Below are 22,026 nucleotides of genomic sequence, written 5' to 3'. Positions count from 1 at the left end.
TCGACGAGGACCTTTGCGCAATGATCGCCCAACTTCTTCCTTCCCCCGCCATGGCGCTGAAGTACCGTGAATTCCTGGTGAACTTGGCCGAACGCGGGTTCAGGGGCCAGATCAGTGCCGATTATGCAAGTCGCGTGGTGTTCGCCACGGACAATTCCATTTACCAGCGTCTTCCCCAGGCCGCCGTGTTCCCGGTGGATGCCGACGACATCGAGCGGCTTGCCCGGTTGCTGGCCGAACCTGCCTACCAACACATTGCCGTGACGCCCCGCGGTGGTGGTACAGGCACCAATGGTCAGTCGCTGACCGATGGCATCGTTGTCGATCTATCCCGGCACATGAATCGAATTCTGGAAATCAATGTCCAGGAGCGTTGGGTTCGCGTTCAGGCCGGGGTAGTGAAAGACCAGCTCAATGCTGCGTTGAAGGCTGCCGGTCTCTTTTTCGCGCCGGAGCTGTCCACCTCCAACCGCGCCACCATCGGCGGCATGATCAACACCGATGCCAGCGGCCAGGGAAGTTGCACCTATGGCAAAACCCGTGATCACGTGCTCGAGCTGCATAGCATTTTGCAAGGTGGAGAGCGCCTGCACACCCGGCCATTGAGTGAGCATGAGCTGGAGCTGATGTGCAAACGTCAGGATCGGGTGGGGGAGGTCTACCGCTGTGCCCGTCATATCAGCGAAGACAAGCGCGACTTGATCAAGGCGCGTTTTCCGGACCTCAACCGCTGCCTGACCGGTTATGACCTTGCCCATTTGCGTGAGCCCGACAACCGATTCAACCTCAATAGCGTGCTTTGCGGCGCCGAAGGGTCGTTGGGGTTTGTCGTCGAGGCCAAGTTGAACCTGTTGCCGATTCCGAAATGCTCGACCTTGATCAATATTCGTTATGCAGGCTTCATGGATGCGCTGCGCGATGCCCGTGCGCTAATGGAGCACAAGCCCCTGTCCATCGAGACGGTGGACTCGAAAGTCTTGTTGCTCGCGATGCAGGACATCGTCTGGCACTCCGTCGCGGAGTATTTTCCTGCGTCCGCGCAGCAACCGACGTTGGGCATCAATCTGGTGGAGTTCAGCGGTGACGATCCCGATGAGGTCCAGCAGAGAGTGGCTGCGTTTATCGAGCATCTTGCGACCGACACCAGCGTCGAACGGCTCGGGCATACTCTCGCGGTGGGTAATGCGGCGCTCACCCGGGTGTACGGTATGCGCAAGCGAGCCGTTGGGTTGTTGGGCAACGTTCAGGGAGAGGGTCGCCCGCAACCCTTTGTGGAAGACACAGCCGTACCGCCGCAGCGACTGGCTGAATACATTGCGCAGTTGCGCGACCTGTTGGATAGCCATGGTTTGCAGTATGGGATGTTCGGTCATGTGGATGCCGGGGTGTTGCACGTGCGCCCGATCCTGGACATGAAGGATCCCGCTCAGGCGGCGCTGGTGAGGCCGATTTCCGATGGTGTCGCGGCCCTTACCCAGCGTTACGGCGGGCTGCTGTGGGGCGAGCATGGCAAGGGGCTGCGATCGGAATACGCCCCGGCGTTCTTCGGGGAGCTCTACGCTTCCCTGCAGGAACTCAAAGGCGCATTTGACCCTTTCAACCAACTCAATCCGGGAAAAATAGCGACCCCGACGACCAGCACGACCGGCTTGCTGAAAATCGACGAAGTCACTCTGCGAGGCGATCTGGATCGTCAGATCGATGAGCGGGTATGGCAGAGCTATGACACCGCGATGCATTGCAATGGCAATGGCGCCTGCTACAACTTCGACCCCTACGACGCCATGTGCCCTTCGTGGAAAGCGACCCGTCAGCGGATGCATTCGCCCAAGGGCCGGGCGTCGCTGATTCGCGAGTGGCTTCGTCTACAAGGCCAGGCGGGTATCGACGTGTTGTCGCAAGCGCATCGGCGTCCTTCTTTTCTCAAGGGGCTGATCCAGCGCTGGCGCAACACGCGGGCGCAACGCAATGGCGCAGAGGACTTTTCCCATGAAGTCTACGATGCCATGGCGGGGTGCCTGGCCTGTAAGTCTTGTGCGGGGCAGTGCCCGGTCAAGGTGAATGTGCCGCAAATGCGCTCGCGTTTTTTAGAGCTTTACCATACTCGCTATTTGCGGCCGCCCCGTGACTACCTCATTGCATCGCTGGAACACACCATACCCTGGTTCGCGCGTATTCCATCGCTGTACAACGCGCTGATGAACGCTCGCTTCACCCGTCGATTGTTGGAAAAACGGGGTGGGCTGGTGGACAGCCCATTACTCAGTCGCACTGATTTCAACGGGGCTGTACAGCGCTGGCGAGTGCGTCCGGCGACGCCTGAAAATCTGGCAGCACTGAGCGAGGAGCAGCGCGTCCGTAGTGTCATCCTGGTGCAGGATGCCTTTACGCGTTACTTCGAAACGCCTTTGCTGATAGACCTGATCGAGCTGGTTTCGCGGCTCGGTTATCAGGTTTTTCTTGCGCCATTCCAGCCCAACGGCAAGCCGCTGCATGTGCAGGGCTTTCTCGATGCCTTTAATCGGGCAGCGGTGCGCAACGCCGCTCAGTTGCAAGTGCTGGGCAGTTTCGCAATACCGCTGGTGGGGCTGGATCCGGCAATGACCCTCGTGTATCGCCAGGAGTACCTGAAGGTCCCTGGAATAAAAGATTATCCCGAGGTGGCCTTGCTGCAAGAGTGGCTTCTGAACGTGTTGCCCGAAAAAGAGCAGCAGAGGGAGGTCGCGCGCTTTCGGTTACTGGCCCATTGCACGGAAAAGACCAATGCACCTGCAAGCTCCAGGCAGTGGGAGCAGTTGTTCGAGCGTGCGGGTTTGCAATTGACCAGCCAGGCCGTCGGGTGCTGCGGCATGTCCGGCACTTATGGTCACGAGGCGCGAAACAAGCCTACGTCGGTTGCCATATTCGATCAGTCATGGGCTGCGCACGTCCAGGCGCCCCCTGAGCAGGGAGAGGCGCTGGCCACCGGTTATTCCTGCCGTAGCCAGGCCAAGCGGCTGTCGGAGCGCAATCTGCGCCATCCGCTGCAAGTTTTGCTGGACGTCTATCTGTAGCCGCTGCCGAAGGCTGCGCTCGCGTGCGCAGCGCGCGCAGGATCTCCAGATCGCCGGGGGAGCCCCTGCGGGACTCCAGCTGGTGCGCCACTGCGACAGCCTGGCGGCAGCGGCTACAGTTTTGCGCCATGTCATGGTTCGTCTCCTATACTGATTCGCGTTGCAGGCTCAACGCAGGCACCGAACGCGGTCGCAGCAGCGGTCAGCGTTGTGACCGTTTCCCTACCCATCACTGCAAGGAGATCGAACATGGCAATTCGTATTGGCGACGAAGCACCCGATTTCACTGCCGAAAGCACCGAAGGCCCGATCCATTTCCACGAGTGGATTGGCGACAAGTGGGCCATCCTGTTCTCGCATCCGAAGGACTTCACCCCGGTATGTACCACTGAACTGGGCTATATGGCCGGACTCAAGCCGGAGTTCGACAAACGCAACACCAGGATAATCGGGCTCAGCGTCGACCCGGTCAGTGACCACCATGCCTGGGTCGGCGACATCCAGGAAACCCAGGGCCATGCGGTCAACTATCCCATGATCGGCGACGACAACCTGGTGGTTGCGAAGCTCTACGACATGATTCACCCCAATGCCAGTGGCGGCTCACGCACCGCCGCGGACAACGCTACAGTGCGTTCGGTGTTCATCGTCGGCCCGGACAAGAAGGTCAAGGCGATGCTGATCTACCCGATGAGTGCCGGGCGCAACTTCGATGAAGTGTTGCGCCTGCTCGATTCTCTGCAATTGAACGCCAAGCACACCGTCGCCACCCCAGTGAACTGGCGTCCGGGTGAGGACGTCATCATTCCTACTTCGGTATCCGACGAGGAGGCCAGGAAGAAGTACCCGCAGGGTTTCACTACGTTGAAGCCTTATTTACGCACCGTGGCGCAACCGAAGTAACAATAACCAGCAGGGGGCCGGTCATGCTTGCCGTTTTCTGCCGGTCTTGACCGGCCGGCCCCTCCCACAGAATGAGAGGCCTAACGCGAAATGATCCCATGATCGAACGCGTATTTTATCAAGGCTGCCGGTTTGTCGATGTTGAGTTTGCGGCGGATGCTCAGGCGATGGGTTTCTACGGTCCGGACACTGATGTCCAGCTCACGGGCCATTTCCTTGTTGTTCAGCCCCTGAGCCATCTTGTACAACACCTGGCTCTCGCGCGGTGTCAGCTCCTCGTTGTCGGTACTCTTATCGGCGATGAGCCTCTGCGCGATTTCGGCACTGTAGAACGTCCCGCCACTGGCAATGGCTTCGATTGCAGCAATGATTTCCCGTGAAGGTGCGTTCTTCAGCACGTAGCCACTGGCGCCCGCGCGTACGGATTCACTCACATATTCATAGTTATCGTACATGCTGAGCACGAGCACCTTGAGCGAGGGGCACTGGCTGCGTAACACTCGGGTCAGCTCCAGCCCGTTCATGTCCTTGAGGCTGATGTCGACCAGCAACAGGTCCGGCTGGCAGAGCCCGACCATCTCGATCGCATCAGCTCCATTCTCGGCTTCTCCCACCACTTCCAGGGGCGCCATGACCGCCAGCAGCGCTTTGATCCCATCGCGGACCAGGGAGTGATCGTCGACCAAGGCGACGCGGATCGGGTAGGGCAGGTTCATCGCGGGCATTCACTCTTGCTGTTATGGGGCGAGTCAGCGTTTTGTACCGGGCATTTTCATCGGCAGCAGAACGTCCAGCTCACTTCTTCCCGGTATCGATATCAGGTCGAATCGACCCCCAAAATGCTCGACACGTTCACGGATATTGCGCAGGCCTATGCCTGCGTGACGACGTTCGACCTGGGCGACGTTGAAACCGATACCGTCATCGACCACCGTCAACCGTATGGATTCTTCAGACCCGTGCAGGGTAATGGAGACGTTTTTAGCCTGTGCGTGTCGTTCGATGTTGGTCAGGCCTTCCTGCACAATGCGAAACAACGAGACCGGTGCCCCATCGACCAAGTGACAGTCGAATTCGTTGTTGTCGTAGGTCACCGTGAGCCCGCTGCGTTGCTCGAATTCTGCTGCCAGTTGACCGATCGCCGCCGGCAGGCCCAGGGTGTCGAGCAACGACGAGCGCAGGTCGTGAGAGAGGCTGCGGATCTCGCCAATCGCATCCCCCAAGCGCTCCGTGGCGTCTTTCAAAATGCTCGAACCCTTGTCTTGACCTTGTCCATTCTCCAGGACATGGCTGGCCAGTTCGAACTGAAACTTGATGGAGACGAGCAGCTGACTGATGCCGTCGTGCAGTTCACGGGAAACCCGTGATCGCTCTTCTTCCTGCAAGCTGACGATACGCTGGGTCAGGCGCTGAAGTTTTTTGTCGGCCAGGCGGTGTTCGCTGACGTTCAGCGCCATGCCGCTGGCGAAGACCAACAGCACCGCCACGAGTGCCACCACGGCAATCGCCAGCATCGTTTTGCGGATGCCCTGGGCCACCTCGTCACGCGCCTGCTGTGTGGCGCGCTCAACGTCCTCAAGGTAGATGCCGGTACCGAGTATCCACCCCCAACGATCCAGCATCACCACGTAGGCGAGCTTGTCGGTCACCTGACCGGAAGAGGGTTTGTTCCAGGCGTAGCGTTGAAAGCCTTCTCCTGATTGCGCACTTTTGAGCAACGCCTGGATCACTGGCAGCCCGTGGGGATCCTTCATGTCCCACAGGTATTTGCCCACCAGCTCCGACTGCCGCGCGTGCATCAGGCTACGGCCCTGGCGGTCGTAGACGAAGAAATAGCCATTGATGCCAAAGCTGAGCTTGCGCAGTTCTTCCAGCACTTGTTGCTGCGCTTGCGCGTCTCCCTGGCCGTTGTCGTACAGCGGCGCGATCAGGCTTTGCGCCATTTCGACGTAGTTTTTCAGTTCTGCACGCTTGCTGGCCAGAATGCTGTCTTCGATCAGTTGCGCCTGTTGATCACCCAGTTGGCGGTTCAGAGAAATCACCAGCGCGCAGATGACGGCGATCGCCAACACTAGCGGCAGAATCCCGAGCGCGACGATTTTGTGTTTGAGCTGCATCTCTACTCCTGTCCAGACCGAACACAGGGTGCATGGACTCATGTCGCCTGAGGTACGGCGAAGACCCGGCATCATATGCCAAAGATACGCTCGCCCAGTAGCGCTGCTGGACGGAATGACCGGCGGATTTCGAGGTTGAACGCGTCATCTCGGTAGAACTACGTAGATGCTGCGTACGTAGTTCTGCGGATTTATTTGTAGACGGGATGCGCGGATATTGGGCCAGTTCCGCACAGCGGACACAATTATAAAAATTACCGCCGCAGTCCACTGGCTGTCGGCAGGAGACACGCTATGCCCCGTCTGGCTAAACACCTCGCCTGGTTTGCCGTGGCTGTCCTGGGAGCGTTTGCGCTGAGTGTCGTGGCCCTGCGCCGCGGCGAAGCCATCAACGCCCTCTGGATCGTAGTCGCAGCAGTCGCTATCTATCTTGTTGCCTACCGCTATTACAGCCTGTTCATCGCCAACAAGGTGATGCAACTCGATCCCAATCGAGCCACTCCCGCTGTGCTCAACAATGATGGTCTGGACTACGTGCCGACCAACAAACACGTCCTCTTCGGTCACCACTTCGCGGCCATCGCCGGCGCGGGGCCGCTGGTCGGTCCGGTATTGGCGGCGCAGATGGGCTATCTGCCCGGTACGCTGTGGCTGATTGCCGGGGTGGTGCTGGCCGGTGCCGTTCAGGACTTCATGGTTCTGTTCATGTCCACCCGCCGTAACGGCCGTTCCCTGGGCGATATGGTCCGTGAAGAAATGGGCCGCATCCCCGGCACCATCGCGCTGTTTGGCTGCTTCCTGATCATGATCATCATCCTCGCGGTGCTGGCACTGATCGTGGTCAAGGCCCTGGCCGAAAGCCCGTGGGGTATTTTCACGGTGATGGCGACCATCCCGATCGCAATGTTCATGGGCATTTACATGCGCTACATCCGCCCGGGCCGCATCGGTGAAATCTCTGTTGTCGGCGTGCTGTTGCTGCTGGGTTCGATCTGGCTGGGCGGGCAGATTGCCGCCGATCCGGTCTGGGCCAAAGCCTTTACCTTCACCGGCATCCAGATTACCTGGATGCTGATTGGCTACGGTTTCGTCGCCGCGGTGTTGCCGGTGTGGCTGATTCTGGCACCGCGCGATTACCTGTCGACCTTCCTCAAGATCGGCACCATCGTCGCTTTGGCGATTGGCATCCTGATCACCATGCCCGAGCTGAAAATGCCGGCACTGACCCAGTTCACCGACGGTACCGGGCCGGTGTGGAAGGGCGGGTTGTTCCCGTTCCTGTTCATCACCATCGCCTGTGGTGCGGTGTCCGGCTTCCACGCGCTGATTGCTTCGGGCACTACACCCAAGTTGCTCGCCAGCGAAGGCCATGCCCGTTACATCGGTTACGGCGGCATGTTGATGGAGTCCTTCGTGGCGATCATGGCAATGGTTGCCGCTTCGGTGATCGAGCCGGGCGTCTATTTTGCGATGAACAGCCCGGCAGCCATTGTCGGCAGTGATGCCGTTTCGGTGGCTCAGACGGTCAGCAGCTGGGGTTTTGCCATTACTCCTGAAGCCCTGCAAACGGTGGCCAAGGACATCGGTGAAACCACCATCCTGGCCCGTGCCGGCGGTGCGCCGACCCTGGCGGTGGGGATCGCGCAGATCCTGCACCACGTTCTGCCGGGTGAAAACACCATGGCGTTCTGGTACCACTTCGCGATCCTGTTCGAAGCGCTGTTCATCCTGACTGCTGTAGACGCCGGTACCCGTGCCGGACGCTTCATGCTGCAGGACTTGCTCGGCTCGTTCGTGCCATCGCTCAAACGCACCGAGTCGTGGACCGCCAACCTGATCGCCACCGCCGGCTGCGTGGCGATGTGGGGTTACCTGCTGTACCAGGGCGTGATCGACCCGCTGGGTGGCATCAACACCTTGTGGCCGCTGTTCGGTATCTCCAACCAGATGCTGGCCGGTATCGCGCTGATGCTGGCGACTGTCGTACTGATCAAAATGAAACGCCAACGCTACGTCTGGGTCACCATGTTGCCAGCCGTGTGGCTGCTGATCTGCACCACCACCGCAGGCTTCATCAAGCTGTTCGACGCCAACCCGGCGATCGGCTTCCTGGCGCTGGCCAGGAAATACAGTGATGCCCTGGCCAACGGTCAGATCCTCGCGCCGGCCAAGGACATCACCCAGATGCAGCACGTGATCTACAACGCCTACACCAACGCAACGCTGACGGTGCTGTTCCTGCTCGTGGTATTCAGCATCCTGTTCTTTGCCCTCAAGGTCGGTATCGCCGCATGGGGCAGCAAGGAACGTACGGATAAAGAATCGCCATTCCAGGCTCTGCCGGACGCTTGATCGAGGATTGCAACATGTTCAATGACCTGAGTCGCCTCGGTAAATATCTTGGTCAGGCCGCGCGCCTGATGGTCGGCATGCCCGACTACGACACCTACGTCGAGCATATGCACACCAAACACCCGGACAAGCCGCTGATGAGCTACGAGGTGTTCTTTCGGGAGCGCCAGGAGGCTCGTTACGGAGGCGGGAATGGACAGACTCGCTGCTGTTGATTGTCAACACAGAGTCCATCCTGAGGACACTTAAACGCTCGAATCGAGCGCAATAAAAAAACCCGGCCTTGTCAGCCGGGTTTTTTTATTGTTGGGCGGTTGAGGTCAATTAATAAGCTCAGCTTATTTTTGACATGCAATAAATCGATTTCATTTATTTTTTGGGAAGTGGTCCTATTACTCCATACATCACTCCTTACAAAAACAATACCGCCGGAGAAGATCATGACCAAAGCCGAACTTCCTACTTTCAACCAGCCTCTGGCCCCCTCCTTTCAGGTCGCCGCCGTCCAAGCGAAGGTGCTGCGTATAACGCCTTAGTGGCGGCGACCTTTTTTCGAACTGGTAAATCACCGCTCGGCAGCGCCGGGCAGGAGCCATCGACAACCGGAATCCAATCCCAAGCCTGACGCCACGCCCAATGCCATCTGACCCAGGTCGTGCGTTTTGACAGACCAGCAGTACCGAAAACAAAAACAACATCCATTTGCGCTGTCCGGCAACCCACGCAGAGTCAGAACACCATGAACAACAACACCGCGGGAGCCCTCGCAAGCGGCTGGAAATCCCTCCAGCGCTGGCGCGTCCAGATCTTCCTCATCACCTGGGTGGCCTATGCCGCCTTCTATTTCACCCGCAAGGCCTTCTCCGTCGCCAAGCTCGGCATCGGCGAAGACTCGAGCTTCTTGCTCGACAAGGCCACGATGGCCAACCTCGATGCCCTCTACCTGGTGGCCTATGCCATTGGCCAGTTCACCTGGGGCTTCGTCGCCGACCGCTTCGGCCCTCGCGTGGTCGTACTGGGCGGTCTTATCATCTCCTCGCTGGCGGCCCTGGTCATGGGTACCTTCGCCACTCTGCCGATCTTCGTCACCTGCATGCTGGTACAGGGTCTCGCCCAGTCCACCGGCTGGTCGGGCCTGTGCAAGAACATCGGTAGCTTCTTCGCCACCCGCGAACGCGGCCGCGTACTCGGCTACTGGTGCACCTGCTATGCCTTCGGCGGTCTGGTGGCAACGCCCTTCGCCGGGTGGTGGGCCTACCAGGTTTTCCACGACTGGCGCATGTCCTTCATCTCCAGTGCGCTAGTGGTGATGGTCGTCGCCGTACTGTTCTACTTCCTGCAACGCAACCGACCACAGGACGTCGGGCTTCCACCCGTCGAGGTTGAGCCCACCAGCATCGCCACGGGCCCGCGTGAAAGCCACTGGACCGGCCTGCGCAATATCATGAAGAACCGCACCGTGCTGGTGCTCGGGCTTGCCTACTTCATGCTCAAGCCGGCGCGCTATGCCATCCTCCTGTGGGGCCCGGTGATCGTCTATGAACGCATGCCCGCGATCGGCAAGGTGGCATCGGCCATCGTTCCCACCGCCTTCGAAGTGGCCGGTCTGGTGGGCCCGATCCTCATCGGTTTCGCCTCCGACAAGCTGTTCGGCGCCCGCCGCATACCCGCCTGTGTGCTCAGCCTGCTGGTCCTGACCGTATGCCTGGCGCTGTTCGTCCCTGCCATGCAGAGCGGCAGCCTGTACCTGGTGGTCGGCCTGCTGTTCATGATGGGCATGACCCTCTACGGGCCGGATTCAATGATTAGCGGCTCGGCCGCCATCGACTTCGGCAAGCAGGACAGCGCCGGCTCCGCCGCGGGCTTCGTCAACGGCTGCGGCTCGGTGGGCGCTATTCTCGGCGGCCTGCTACCGGGCTACTTCGACACCATCACCGTGTTCCTGGTGTTCACTGCCTCGGCGCTGCTGGCCAGTCTGATGCTGGTGCCGTTCTGGAACAGTCGCCCGCAAACCCTGGAAGCGCCGGGCAGCTTTCCGGCCACCGGACAACCGGCAATAGCCGGCGCCCAGTCCTGAACCCCAACTCGCCATCCCCAGGAGCCACAAGGCACCTGATTGGCGCCGGGGGCAGCCATCGACTTGCACGTGTTACGGCGCGCCCCCCAACCAAGTACAAGAACCAGGAGATACTCACCATGCGTTATGCACATCCCGGTACTGAAGGCGCCATCGTTTCCTTCAAATCCCGTTACGGCAATTTCATCGGTGGCGAATTCGTCGCGCCGGTCAAGGGTCAGTACTTCACCAATACTTCGCCGGTGAACGGCCAGCCGATCGCCGAATTTCCACGTTCCACGGCCGAGGACATCGAAAAAGCCCTCGATGCCGCCCATGCTGCCGCCGATGCCTGGGGCAACACCTCGGTGCAGGCACGTTCCCTGATCCTGCTGAAAATCGCCGACCGCATCGAACAGAACCTCGAAACCCTGGCTATCACCGAAACCTGGGACAACGGCAAGGCGATTCGCGAAACCCTGAACGCCGACATCCCGCTGGCCGCCGACCATTTCCGCTACTTCGCCGGCTGCCTGCGCGCCCAGGAAGGCAGCGCTGCGGAAATCGACGGCAACACCGTGGCCTATCACATCCATGAACCGCTGGGCGTGGTTGGCCAGATCATCCCCTGGAACTTCCCGATCCTGATGGCCGCCTGGAAACTCGCACCAGCCCTGGCAGCGGGCAACTGCGTAGTGCTCAAGCCAGCCGAACAAACGCCGCTGGGCATCACCGTACTGGTCGAGCTGATCGGCGACCTGCTGCCGCCTGGCGTACTCAACATCGTGCAGGGCTATGGCCGAGAAGCCGGTGAAGCGCTGGCCACCAGCAAGCGCATCGCCAAGATCGCCTTCACCGGTTCCACTCCGGTCGGCTCGCACATCATGAAATGCGCGGCCGAGAACATCATCCCCTCGACCGTGGAATTGGGCGGCAAGTCGCCGAACATCTTCTTCGCCGACATCATGCAAGCCGAACCCAGCTTCATTGAAAAAGCCGCAGAAGGCATGGTCCTGGCGTTCTTCAACCAGGGCGAAGTCTGCACCTGCCCTTCCCGTGCACTGGTGCAAGAGTCGATCTACGACGAATTCATGCAAGTGGTGATGAAGAAGGTCGCGCAGATCAAGCGTGGCGACCCGCTCGACACCGAGACCATGGTCGGCGCCCAGGCCTCCGAACAGCAGTTCGACAAGATCCTCTCGTACCTGGACATCGCCAAGGAAGAAGGTGCCGAGCTGCTGACCGGCGGCAAGGTGGAAAAGCTCGAGGGTAGCCTCGCCAGCGGCTACTACATCCAGCCGACCCTGCTCAAGGGCCACAACAAGATGCGCGTGTTCCAGGAGGAAATCTTCGGCCCGGTGGTCAGCATTGTCACCTTCAAGGACGAAGCCGAAGCCCTGGCCATCGCCAACGACACCGAGTTCGGCCTCGGCGCCGGCCTCTGGACCCGCGACATCAACCGCGCCTACCGCATGGGCCGCGGGATCAAGGCCGGTCGCGTCTGGACCAACTGCTACCACCTGTACCCGGCGCATGCCGCGTTCGGCGGTTACAAGAAGTCCGGCGTGGGTCGTGAAACCCACAAAATGATGCTCGACCACTACCAGCAGACCAAAAACCTGCTGGTCAGCTACGACATCAATCCGCTGGGCTTCTTCTAAGACCCTGCCAGGCGCCCTCGACAGCGAGCAATATGCGCTGTCGAGGAGCGATGATCCTTTGGAGCCCTCGATGAAAATCCGTTACAAGGTAAGCCTTGTGGCTGCCTGCGTGCTGTTCATGACAACCAGTCTGCTATCTCTGGTCCAGGTAGGTCAGATACGTACGATACTGCGCAATCAAGTCGAGGCAAGCATCTCCGAATCGAGCAATGCCGTGGCACGGCAGATCGAAAACTGGCTGAACGCCAAACTCCGTCTGATGGACTTGGCGGCCCAGGCTATCGACCGCCAGTACAGTCCAGAAGCCACCCAACGCATCATCGATTCCCCAATATTGAAGGATGAATTCAAGCTTGTGTTCGGCGCCCTTCAGTCCGACGGGAAACCCATCAAGAACACCGCATCCTGGAATCCCAAACCTGACTATGATGGTCGCTCGCGACCTTGGTACGCGACCGGCAAGGCAGGCAGCCACGCCGTTCTGACCGAGCCCTACAAGGACTCCACCACGGGGGAAATCCTGATCTCGGCTGTCGCCAGGATCAGCGATGCCGGTCAGTTGCTCGGCGTGTTTGGTGGTGACATCCGCCTGAATGCGGTTGCCGACGCCATCAATACGCTGGATTTTGGCGGGGCCGGCTATGCATTCCTGCTGAGTCGAAACGGCAACATCATTTCCCACCCGCACGCCCAGTTGAACGGCAAGCCCTATAGCGAGCTTTTCGCAGGCAACCTTCCACCGCTTAACAGCCAGCTCCAGGAGGTCAACAGTGGAGAAAAGGCCCTCCTGGTATCCTTCATTCCGCTTTCCCATCTGAAGGGCATGGACTGGTATATCGGTGTAGTGCTGGATCAAGACATCGTCATGGCCGCGGCCCATGTCCTGAGCTGGCGAGCAGTCATCGGTACCAGCCTCGGCGTGATAATCAGCCTGCTGATATTGGGGTTGCTGGTGAGACGACTGCTCTGGCCTCTGGACCAACTCAAAGAATCGCTGGCAGACATAAATCGTGGGGAAGGCGACCTGACCCGCCAACTACCCGTGACCGGCAATGATGAAATTGCGCTCGTCTCAAAGGAATTCAATCGGTTCCTGCAGAACCTGAAAACGCTCATCGGCGATGTGATGATCAGGCGGCGAACCGCGTTCAGCTCCAGTTACAAGAATTGGACCAGCTGGCCACTGCCATGCAGGAGATGGCCTCTACGGCCGAAGACGTCGCGCGCAATGCTCAAGCCGCAGCCCAGGCTGCGATCGCCGCCAACGATGAAACGGCAAGCGGGGTCGCCCTGGTCTCCAGGTCAACCGGAGCAATTCAGCGCTTGGCTGAGGAAATGGACAACACTGATCACGCCATCAATGAGTTGTCCACGCTCAGTCAAAGCATCGAATCGATCCTCTCGGTTATCACCAGCATTGCCGATCAAACCAATCTGCTCGCACTCAATGCCGCCATCGAGGCGGCACGCGCTGGCGAATCGGGCCGCGGTTTCGCTGTGGTTGCCGATGAGGTGCGCTCCCTTGCCTCGCGCACTCAGCAGTCCACTCGGGAAATACGCCAGATGATCGACCAATTGCAGACGGGAGTGAAACAGGCCCAGACACAGATGCAGCAAAGCCGCGACACCGCCAGCAAGACCGCCGAAGATGCCAATGCCGCCAATGATGTGCTCGGGCGCATACGTGATGCGATCAATCGCATCAATGACATGAACCTGCAGATTGCCGCAGCCGCTGAAGAACAGAGCGCCACTACCGAGGAAATCAATCGCAACACGACCAACATCCGCGATATCAGCCTTGAAGTTTCCGGGAGTGCCGAGCTGCAGGTCAGCCAATGCTCAATGATGGTGGAGCAGGTCGGCCAACAAGACAGACAACTCAGCCGTTTCAGGGTATGAGTTCGCCGTTCAATGGCAGCCCCAAACAGCCCATACAAAAACAACTATTCCACCGAGGTAACAAAGATGAGTGCGGCTTCCCTGTATCCCGTTCGTCCCGAGGTAGCGGCCACCACGTTGACCGATGAGGCCACCTACAAGGCCATGTACCAGCAGTCGGTGATCAACCCGGACGGCTTCTGGCGCGAGCAAGCCCAGCGCCTCGACTGGATCAAGCCCTTTACCAAGGTCAAGCAGACCTCCTTCGACGACCACCATGTCGATATCAAATGGTTTGCCGACGGTACGCTGAACGTCTCCTACAACTGCCTCGACCGTCATCTGGCCGAGCGCGGCGATCAAGTGGCAATCATCTGGGAAGGCGACGATCCTTCCGAACATCGCAACATCACCTACCGCGAACTGCACACCGAGGTCTGCAAGTTCGCCAACGCCCTGCGCGGTCAGGATGTGCACCGTGGTGATGTGGTCACCATCTACATGCCGATGATCCCCGAGGCCGTGGTGGCGATGCTGGCCTGTGCCCGCATCGGCGCGATCCACTCGGTGGTGTTCGGTGGCTTCTCGCCCGAAGCCCTGGCCGGGCGGATCATCGACTGCAAGTCCAAAGTGGTGATTACCGCCGACGAAGGCCTGCGTGGCGGCAAGCGGACGGCGCTCAAGGCCAATGTCGACCTGGCGCTGACCAACCCGGAAACCGCCAGCGTGCAGAAAATCATCGTGTGCAAGCGCACCGGTGGCGACATCGCCTGGCACCAGCATCGCGACATCTGGTACGAAGACCTGATGAAGGTTGCGTCGAGCCATTGCGCGCCCAAGGAGATGGGCGCCGAAGAGGCCCTGTTCATCCTCTACACCTCCGGCTCCACCGGCAAGCCCAAGGGCGTGCAGCACACCACCGGCGGTTACCTGGTGTATGCCGCACTGACCCATGAGCGGGTGTTCGACTACAAGCCGGGCGAGGTCTACTGGTGCACCGCCGACGTCGGTTGGGTCACCGGCCACAGTTACATCGTCTACGGGCCGCTGGCCAACGGCGCCACCACCGTCCTGTTCGAGGGTGTGCCGAACTATCCGGACATCACCCGCGTGTCGAAAATCATCGACAAGCACCAGGTCAACATCCTCTACACCGCGCCAACCGCCATTCGCGCCATGATGGCCGAAGGGCAGGCGGCCGTGGCCGGCGCCGATGGCTCCAGCCTGCGCCTGCTCGGTTCGGTGGGCGAGCCGATCAACCCCGAAGCCTGGAACTGGTACTACAACACGGTCGGCCAGCAACGCTGCCCGATCGTCGACACCTGGTGGCAGACCGAGACCGGGGGCGTACTGATCAGCCCATTGCCGGGCGCAACGGCGCTCAAGCCGGGCTCGGCGACCCGCCCGTTCTTCGGCGTGGTGCCGGCGCTGGTGGATAACCTGGGCAACCTGATCGAGGGCGCGGCCGAGGGCAACCTGGTGATTCTCGATTCCTGGCCGGGCCAGGCGCGGACCCTGTACGGCGACCATGACCGTTTCGTCGATACCTACTTCAAGACCTTCCGTGGCATGTATTTCACCGGTGACGGCGCCCGTCGCGATGAAGACGGCTACTACTGGATCACCGGTCGCGTCGATGACGTGCTCAACGTCTCCGGCCACCGCATGGGCACGGCCGAGATCGAGAGTGCCATGGTCGCCCACCCGAAAGTCGCCGAAGCGGCCGTGGTCGGTGTGCCGCACGACATCAAAGGGCAGGGCATCTATGTCTATGTCACCCTCAACGGTGGCGAGGAGGCCAACGACGCGCTGCGCATCGAGCTGAGAAACTGGGTGCGCAAGGAGATCGGCCCGATCGCTTCGCCGGATGTGATCCAGTGGGCGCCAGGCTTGCCCAAGACCCGTTCCGGGAAAATCATGCGGCGTATCCTGCGCAAGATCGCCACGGCCGAGTATGACGCCCTGGGCGATATCTCCACCCTGGCCGACCCGAGTGTGGTGCAGCACCTGATCGATACCCACAAGACCATGAACGTCGCCTGATAAACCCAGGCCCCGCCCGGCACTTTGCCGGGCGGGGCCTTCTATTGGTGCGCGCAGTATCACTAGCCGGACCCTGTAGCCGATAGCGCGTAATCCTGTTACCCCTTGTCCGCCTTGCCGGCGGCCGCGGCGAATTTTGCCAGGCGCACATCCAGTCGCCGCGGGCGTCGGTTGTGGTCCTCGGCATGCTCCTTGCGGCGAATGGCGTTGCGCACCATCAGGGAACCCAAGTAGCGGATTGGCTCCGGTGGGAAATTGCCGAGCGGACCTTGCACCAGCGGCGAGCGCGTCCAGGGGTTGTCCAGGCCCAGCACCAGCGAGGAAAGGATCTGCCCACCCATATGGCAGGGGCCGACGCCACTGCCGGAGTAGCCGAAGCCATAGAAGATGTTGCTGCTTGCGCCCATACGGCCGAAGAACGGCAGGCCCGTGACCGAGCGATCGGAGGGGCCATTCCAGGTGGCGGCGATACCGACATCGGCAAAGTCCGGAAAGAACTCCGCCAGGGTGTTGCGCAACAACCCTTCGTAGGGCGATGGCTGGTCGAACACCGGCAGGATGCGGCCGCCGTAAGCGAAGGTGTTGCCACCTTTACCGAGCATGATCCGGCCGTCCGGGGTGTTGTGGTAGTAGTGCACGAAAATCCGCGAGTCGAGTACGGTGACCCCGCTGGTCAAACCGATTCGCTTGAGCAGGTCAGGCCGCGGCTCGGTGATGATCATGTCGCTGGAGACGATGGCTACCGAGCGCGAGAACTGTGGAAAGGCACGCGCCATCCAGGCGTTGATGGCCAACACCACGCGATTGGCGACGACTTGCCCGTTCGGCGTGTTGACGATGGCCGGCAGCCCTTGTTCCAGGCCGGTCATCGGCGAGCCTTCGTAGATACGCACGCCAAGTTCCAGTGCGACCCGGCGCAGTCCACGTACCAGTTTACCCGGCTGCACGCTGGCAGCCGCTGGCGAGAACCAGCCTTCGATGTGCCGGGCCGAGCCGGCCATGCGCTGCAGGTCGGGCAGCGGGCACCTGGAGAAGGAGTTGATGCCGTTGCGCTCCAGGGCCGCGACCACGGCATCGGTCGCACCCTGCTGTGCCCGGTTGGTTGCGGTATAAAGGGTGCCGTCGAGGCGATAGTCGGCATCCACGGCGTACTGCTGACAGAAGTCGCCGATGGCCCTGATGCTGTCTTCCGAGGCCTTCACCAGGCGCACCGCTTCGGCTCGACCGAACAGCCGCTCAAGGGTGAAGTACTTGGCTGACCAGGACAGTGCGCAGCCGCCGTTGCGCCCACTGGCACCGGCACCGCAGATGTCGGCTTCGACTATCACCACATCCAGGTCGGGGTTCTGTTCCTTGAGCATGATTGCCGTCCACAAGCCGGTGTAGCCACCACCGACGATGCAGACATCGGCGCGGGTGTTCTGCCGCAGCGGCGGGCAGGGCGTGGCGGGTTGGTTCTTCAGGGCTTGGTCGAGCCAGTAGGGTCGCATGGGGTCGTCTCCGTTGGGTCAGTTCGGGTGGCGGTTCAGGACGGAGTCAGCCGCAGGCCCGCTTGCGGTTGCTGCCAACACTGAGCAGCAGCTGCTCGATGTTGGCGAGCACCTCCTGCGTCTGTGCTTCGATATCACCACTGAGGTCAGCGGCGACCTGGCCACCGATGTAGAGGTGGTTGTCGTACTGGACCATTTCCGAACGGCGTTTTACCGCTGCGAAGCGTTCAATTTCCATGAAGCTCTCCTGGTTGATAGGGGCTCGGCACTGGTCAGACAGTGGTCAAGCGGCTTGCGAAAACCATGCTTGCAGGTCATTGTGGATAGATAAAATCGATTTATCGTATGCATGAATAAGCTGAACCTATACATGGGTCCCCAATGACGATTTCCCACGCACAACTCAAGGCCTTCCACGCCGTAGCAATCAATGGCAGCTTCACTCGGGCGGCCGAGCAGCTCTGCCTGTCCCAGCCAGCGGTGTCTGACCAGGTGCGCAAGCTCGAGGATTACTACGGGGTGATGGTGTTCTACCGCGACAAGCGCCAGGTGCGCCTGACTGAGGTGGGCGAGCGGTTGTTCGGCCTGACCCAGCGCCTGTTCGATATCAGCATCGATGCCCACGACATGCTGATGGACTACCGCACCCTGTCGACGGGAACCTTGAACCTGGCCGTGGATGCGCCTGTGCACGTTTTGCCCTATGTCGCACGCTTCTGCACCCGTTACCCCGGCGTCGATGTGAAGGTTGAGACCGCCAATACCGATGAGGTCCTGATGCGGTTGTTCGGCCATCAGGCAGACATTGCCCTGCTGGGGCGCAGCATCGATGACGACCGCCTGCTTTCGCTGCACCTGCGCAGCGATCCCATGCTCGCCTTCGTCGCGCATGACCATCCCTGGGCGCAGCGCGAATCAATCTGCCTCGCCGATCTGGACAACACGCCCCTTGTTCTGCGCGAACAGGGCTCGGTAACGCGACTGTCCCTGGAGGAGGAGATGGCAACGGCGGGCTTGCGCATCCGCAAGGTGATCGAGGTGGAGGGGCGCGAAGCGGCGCGCGAAGCCGTGGCGATCGGCATGGGTGTCGGCGTCGTCTCGGCGGCCGAACTGGGCTCTGATTCTCGGGTTCGTGGCTTGCCGATCGTCGACTGTCAGCGGTGCTTCACCGAGACATTGGTCTGCCTGCGCGCGCAGAGCTCCCGGCGTATCCTGACGACCTTTTTCGACATGGTTCGGGAGGGGCTGGTTGAGTGAGACTCAGCGTTCAGGTCGCCTGTCTATGCAATTCAGGAATGACGAAACAATCTGACTATTCAAGTGCCACGCGGGTCGTCGAGCCGCTTTCGCGGCGAAGTAAGGGCTGGCCCTGCAATGCTTCCAATTCGATTGCGTCGCAGCGCGCAAGGGGATGGTTGACGTTGGCAAACAGGATGATCCGATGGCGTGCATACAGCTCGGCGCTGAAGGCCGGATCTTCATGCAGGCCCGCCAGCACACCGACGTCGGTGACGTAGTTTTCCAGCTCCGCCAACACGCATGCCGAGTTGCCGATGCGAATCGAAATATCGATTTGTGGGTAGTCGCGACGGTAGGCATCGACCATCTCGATGGCATGGAAGGGGCCGACGGCACCGATCTTCAACTGGCCGCGATTGAGCTTGCCCGAGTCGCGCAGCAGGTTGAATGCTTCCAGCTCAAGCATGCCCAGTTGTTGTGCGATCGGCAGTAATTGGCGGCCTGAGTGCACCCGGCGTTTGGACGCGGTGTTGCGCTCAGTATCGGCTGGGCCGATCGACGCCTGCAATCAATCGATTTGAGCTGTTGGACGGGGTCGCCGACTATGGCGACACCTTCCTACAACAAGAAAAACCAAAGGAGTCATCATGACTGCTCGTTTCCACAATCCGGTTGACACGCGCTTCGGCTGCGGCAGCCTCCAGCAGCTTGTCTCCCTCACCGAAGACCAGAAGGTAGCCCTGGTGACCTTCCCCGAGGCCCGCGGGCTGGGCTTGGTTGATCGTATCCAGGACCTGTTGGGCGAGCGCTTGGTGTACCTGGTCGAGGATGTCCAGCCCAATCCGGATGTCGCCCAGTTGCGCAGTACCTACGAACGCTTCTGGCGCGAGGCTGGCGACTGCCAGACTGTCATCGCCGTGGGCGGTGGCAGCGCTATCGACACGGCCAAGGCGCTGATCGTTGGCACCGAAACGGGCAGCTTCGACGAACTGCTGTCCTTGTTGGCTACTGGCAAGCCCTTCGTCCCGGCTCGCAGTAAAGCGCTGATCGCGGCGCCGACTACTGCCGGTACTGGGAGCGAAGTTACCCCTTGGGCCACCATCTGGGACTCTGTCAGCCAGAAGAAGTATTCGCTGCATCTGGACAGTACCTGGCCCACGGTAGCCATAGTCGACCCGGAATTGATGCTGACTGTACCTGCCGGCGTTACTGTCTCGACCGGGCTGGATGCACTGTCTCATGCACTGGAATCGATCTGGAACGTCAATGCCAACCCCATCTCGGACAATTTCGCGATTTCGGCCATCGAGGACATCCTCGAATGCTTGCCGAAGCTGCATCGTGACCTGTCTGACCGGGAGCTGCGTTCGCGGATGGCGTTGGCCGCGCTCAAGGCCGGAATGGCCTTTTCCAACACCAAGACTGCGCTGGCCCACTCCATCTCCTACGAAATGACCCTGCGCCATGGGCTGCCCCATGGCATCGCCTGCTCCTTCACCCTGCCGCTGGTCCTTGGCCTGGCCTGGGGCCGCGACGAAGCGCGCGACCGGACCCTGCAACGGGTGTTCGGCAATGACCTGGCCAAGGCCCAGGCCCAGCTGCGCGAGTTCCTTCACAGCCTCCAGGTGAAGACGGAGTTCAACGATTATGGCGTGACGGCCAAGGAAGCCGAGGAGATCATTGAGTTCGCCATGCAGGGCGCACGCGGCAAGAACTTCATCGGCTCGCGAGCCGCCTAGGGATCTGCCACCCCAACCCAGCCTGCGGCTCGTCGAGCTGCGGCGATTTCCTGATGCACCAACAAAGAGTGCCACCCCGCTAGCCCCCGGCCGGCGGGAACGAACAAGAAGGAAAACATCATGAATCGTGCCGATACCCTGTCTGGCCTTGCAGTACCCACCTCATCGTTCCGTGTGGCCCAGTGGCGGATGCTTCTGGCCGCCATGTTCTGTTACTTGTTTTTCTACACCGGTCGTCAGACCTTCGGTTTTGCCATTCCGGGCATCCAGGCCGAGTTTGGCTTGACCAAGGAAACGCTCGGCTGGGCATCGGCTGCCATGCTCTGGGCGTACGCCATTGGCCAGGCAATCAACGGTAACCTGGCCGACAAGTTCGGCGGCCGACGCATCATGAGTCTGGGTGCCGTGCTGTCGTGTGGCGCCAACTGGGTGACGAGCTTCGCCGGCGGCCTTGTCAGCCTGATCTTGCCCTGGGGTATCAACGGCTACTTCCAGGCACTGGGCTGGGCGCCGGGCAGTCGCCTGCTGTCCAATTGGTGGAGCGCTGGCGAGCGCGGCAAGGTTTATGGCTTTTACGTGTTCGCAGCCGGTTGTGCGTCGATTCTTTCTTACGTTACTTCGATCGTCGTTCTCGAAGTGTTGCAGCTGGAGTGGCGCTGGATCTTCCGTTTGCCGGTTCTGCTGATGCTGGCCGGTGGCATCCTCTTCTACCTGGTTGCCCGTGAACGCCCGCAAGACCTTGGCTTCGAACCACTCGCCGACACCGGTGTTGCCAACGCCGATGACAAAGATAAAGAAGTGGCCCATGGGGAAGTGGAAACTTCCGCGCAACGCTACAAGGCGGTACTGAAGAACTTCCGACTGATCATCGCCGCCGTATCCCTGGGGTTCCAGAACGCCGCCCGCTACGGCCTGATCGTCTGGGTGCCGGTTCACTTTCTGGGTGCCGATTGGAAGAGCGGTGACAGCTTCATCGACCCCAAGTGGATCACCGTTGCCCTGCCGGTTGGTATGGCGATCGGCGCTCTGAGCAATGGTTGGGTTTCCGACAAGTTGTTCGGCTCCAAGCGCTACCTGGCGATCATGCTTTACATGTTCCTTGGTGCGCTGACCAGTCTGTGGATGTGGAGCCTTCCTGCCCATAGCGGCATCGGCCTGGTGGCGCTGTTCCTGTGTGGTTTCTTCGTCTACGGGCCTGCTTCCAGCTTCTGGGCACTGTGCCCTGATCTGGTCGGCGCGAAACGGGCCGGGACCGCGACAGGGGTGATGAACTTCGCTTCCTACCTGTTTGCCGGTCTTGCCGAACCCCTGATCGGCAGCATGCTCGACAGCACTGGGAATACCTCGTTGATATTCATCGTGGTAACCGCCGCCTGCCTGTCCAGCGCCGCGGTCGCGCTATTTATCAGACGTTGAAACGCATCCTGCCAGAGTCACCACCGCCTTAACCCATATTGATAACCAAGCTACGGGATCACTCCTCTTGTACGAG

The 22,026-nt window shown here is 60.3% G+C and carries 14 protein-coding genes and 2 pseudogenes; 11 read left to right on the top strand and 5 right to left on the bottom strand.

Annotated features, from left to right (window positions below; genetic code table 11):
- Positions 1 to 20 precede the first annotated feature (20 nt).
- Both NVV94_RS15905 and NVV94_RS15900 read left to right on the top strand, forming a co-directional pair.
- Positions 21 to 3,053 carry an FAD-binding and (Fe-S)-binding domain-containing protein gene (locus NVV94_RS15905; protein WP_258443341.1) on the top strand — a complete coding sequence of 1,011 codons (3,033 nt, stop codon included), beginning with the start codon at positions 21 to 23 and terminating at the stop codon, positions 3,051 to 3,053.
- A 249-nt stretch (positions 3,054 to 3,302) separates the two neighbouring features.
- Entirely contained in the window at positions 3,303 to 3,956 is a 654-nt protein-coding gene (locus NVV94_RS15900) for a peroxiredoxin (RefSeq protein WP_258443340.1), read from the top strand.
- 80 nt (positions 3,957 to 4,036) lie between these two features.
- On the opposite strand, the gene NVV94_RS15895 is transcribed toward NVV94_RS15900, so the two are convergent.
- Both NVV94_RS15895 and NVV94_RS15890 read right to left on the bottom strand, forming a co-directional pair.
- Complete coding sequence (locus tag NVV94_RS15895) at positions 4,037 to 4,672, bottom strand: response regulator transcription factor (protein WP_258447717.1); 636 nt, start codon at positions 4,670 to 4,672, stop codon at positions 4,037 to 4,039.
- A 33-nt stretch (positions 4,673 to 4,705) separates the two neighbouring features.
- On the bottom strand, positions 4,706 to 6,073 hold the full coding sequence (locus NVV94_RS15890) for a cache domain-containing protein (protein ID WP_258443339.1): 1,368 nt from the start codon (positions 6,071 to 6,073) through the stop codon (positions 4,706 to 4,708).
- Between the two features lie 294 nt (positions 6,074 to 6,367).
- Between NVV94_RS15890 and NVV94_RS15885 the strand changes: the two genes are divergently transcribed.
- The 6 genes and pseudogenes from NVV94_RS15885 to acs all read left to right on the top strand — a co-directional run bounded on the left by NVV94_RS15885 (position 6,368) and on the right by acs (position 16,066).
- A complete protein-coding gene (locus NVV94_RS15885) occupies positions 6,368 to 8,425 on the top strand; it encodes a carbon starvation CstA family protein (RefSeq protein ID WP_258443338.1) in 2,058 nt (685 codons plus the stop codon).
- Between the two features lie 14 nt (positions 8,426 to 8,439).
- On the top strand, positions 8,440 to 8,640 hold the full coding sequence (locus NVV94_RS15880) for a YbdD/YjiX family protein (protein WP_258443337.1): 201 nt from the start codon (positions 8,440 to 8,442) through the stop codon (positions 8,638 to 8,640).
- 524 nt (positions 8,641 to 9,164) lie between these two features.
- Positions 9,165 to 10,502: an MFS transporter gene (locus tag NVV94_RS15875; protein ID WP_258443336.1), complete on the top strand. Its 1,338-nt coding sequence runs from the start codon at positions 9,165 to 9,167 to the stop codon at positions 10,500 to 10,502.
- 119 nt (positions 10,503 to 10,621) lie between these two features.
- On the top strand, positions 10,622 to 12,142 hold the full coding sequence (locus NVV94_RS15870; RefSeq protein WP_258443335.1) for an aldehyde dehydrogenase family protein: 1,521 nt from the start codon (positions 10,622 to 10,624) through the stop codon (positions 12,140 to 12,142).
- A 70-nt stretch (positions 12,143 to 12,212) separates the two neighbouring features.
- Positions 12,213 to 14,044: pseudogene (locus NVV94_RS26950) on the top strand (methyl-accepting chemotaxis protein).
- A gap of 66 nt (positions 14,045 to 14,110) precedes the next feature.
- Positions 14,111 to 16,066, top strand: a complete 1,956-nt coding sequence (gene acs, locus NVV94_RS15855; protein ID WP_258443332.1) for an acetate--CoA ligase — start codon at positions 14,111 to 14,113, stop codon at positions 16,064 to 16,066.
- 98 nt (positions 16,067 to 16,164) lie between these two features.
- Here acs and NVV94_RS15850 read toward each other — a convergent pair whose 3' ends face one another.
- Positions 16,165 to 17,556 (bottom strand): FAD-dependent oxidoreductase, encoded by a 1,392-nt coding sequence (locus NVV94_RS15850; protein ID WP_258443331.1) that lies wholly within the window; start codon positions 17,554 to 17,556, stop codon positions 16,165 to 16,167.
- 46 nt (positions 17,557 to 17,602) lie between these two features.
- Positions 17,603 to 17,794, bottom strand: a complete 192-nt coding sequence (locus NVV94_RS15845) for a Rid family hydrolase (RefSeq protein ID WP_258443330.1) — start codon at positions 17,792 to 17,794, stop codon at positions 17,603 to 17,605.
- 143 nt (positions 17,795 to 17,937) lie between these two features.
- Here NVV94_RS15845 and NVV94_RS15840 point away from each other — a divergent pair, with 143 nt between their 5' ends.
- Positions 17,938 to 18,813 (top strand): LysR substrate-binding domain-containing protein, encoded by an 876-nt coding sequence (locus tag NVV94_RS15840; RefSeq protein ID WP_258443329.1) that lies wholly within the window; start codon positions 17,938 to 17,940, stop codon positions 18,811 to 18,813.
- 58 nt (positions 18,814 to 18,871) lie between these two features.
- Here the strand turns inward: NVV94_RS15840 and NVV94_RS15835 are convergent.
- Positions 18,872 to 19,297, bottom strand: a pseudogene (locus NVV94_RS15835) (LysR substrate-binding domain-containing protein); the annotation flags it as partial.
- Positions 19,298 to 19,442: 145 nt separating this feature from the next.
- On the opposite strand from NVV94_RS15835, the gene psrA reads away from it, so the two are divergent.
- A complete protein-coding gene (gene psrA, locus NVV94_RS15830) occupies positions 19,443 to 20,534 on the top strand; it encodes an iron-containing alcohol dehydrogenase PsrA (RefSeq protein WP_258443328.1) in 1,092 nt (363 codons plus the stop codon).
- Positions 20,535 to 20,654: 120 nt separating this feature from the next.
- On the top strand, positions 20,655 to 21,950 hold the full coding sequence (locus NVV94_RS15825) for an MFS transporter (protein ID WP_258443327.1): 1,296 nt from the start codon (positions 20,655 to 20,657) through the stop codon (positions 21,948 to 21,950).
- Positions 21,951 to 22,026 lie beyond the last annotated feature (76 nt).

The organism is Pseudomonas sp. LS1212 (genome assembly GCF_024741815.1).
Lineage (GTDB): Bacteria > Pseudomonadota > Gammaproteobacteria > Pseudomonadales > Pseudomonadaceae > Aquipseudomonas.
Note: the sequence above shows the minus strand (reverse complement) of the source record. Positions and strands in the feature narration are given on the sequence as shown.

Coding starts and splice junctions, on each gene's coding strand:
- NVV94_RS15905 (WP_258443341.1), top strand. CDS start 21: ATGATCGCCCAACTTCTTCCTTCCCCCGCCATGGCGCTGAAGTACCGT.
- NVV94_RS15900 (WP_258443340.1), top strand. CDS start 3,303: ATGGCAATTCGTATTGGCGACGAAGCACCCGATTTCACTGCCGAAAGC.
- NVV94_RS15895 (WP_258447717.1), bottom strand. CDS start 4,672: ATGAACCTGCCCTACCCGATCCGCGTCGCCTTGGTCGACGATCACTCC.
- NVV94_RS15890 (WP_258443339.1), bottom strand. CDS start 6,073: ATGCAGCTCAAACACAAAATCGTCGCGCTCGGGATTCTGCCGCTAGTG.
- NVV94_RS15885 (WP_258443338.1), top strand. CDS start 6,368: ATGCCCCGTCTGGCTAAACACCTCGCCTGGTTTGCCGTGGCTGTCCTG.
- NVV94_RS15880 (WP_258443337.1), top strand. CDS start 8,440: ATGTTCAATGACCTGAGTCGCCTCGGTAAATATCTTGGTCAGGCCGCG.
- NVV94_RS15875 (WP_258443336.1), top strand. CDS start 9,165: ATGAACAACAACACCGCGGGAGCCCTCGCAAGCGGCTGGAAATCCCTC.
- NVV94_RS15870 (WP_258443335.1), top strand. CDS start 10,622: ATGCGTTATGCACATCCCGGTACTGAAGGCGCCATCGTTTCCTTCAAA.
- acs (WP_258443332.1), top strand. CDS start 14,111: ATGAGTGCGGCTTCCCTGTATCCCGTTCGTCCCGAGGTAGCGGCCACC.
- NVV94_RS15850 (WP_258443331.1), bottom strand. CDS start 17,556: ATGCGACCCTACTGGCTCGACCAAGCCCTGAAGAACCAACCCGCCACG.
- NVV94_RS15845 (WP_258443330.1), bottom strand. CDS start 17,794: ATGGAAATTGAACGCTTCGCAGCGGTAAAACGCCGTTCGGAAATGGTC.
- NVV94_RS15840 (WP_258443329.1), top strand. CDS start 17,938: ATGACGATTTCCCACGCACAACTCAAGGCCTTCCACGCCGTAGCAATC.
- psrA (WP_258443328.1), top strand. CDS start 19,443: ATGACTGCTCGTTTCCACAATCCGGTTGACACGCGCTTCGGCTGCGGC.
- NVV94_RS15825 (WP_258443327.1), top strand. CDS start 20,655: ATGAATCGTGCCGATACCCTGTCTGGCCTTGCAGTACCCACCTCATCG.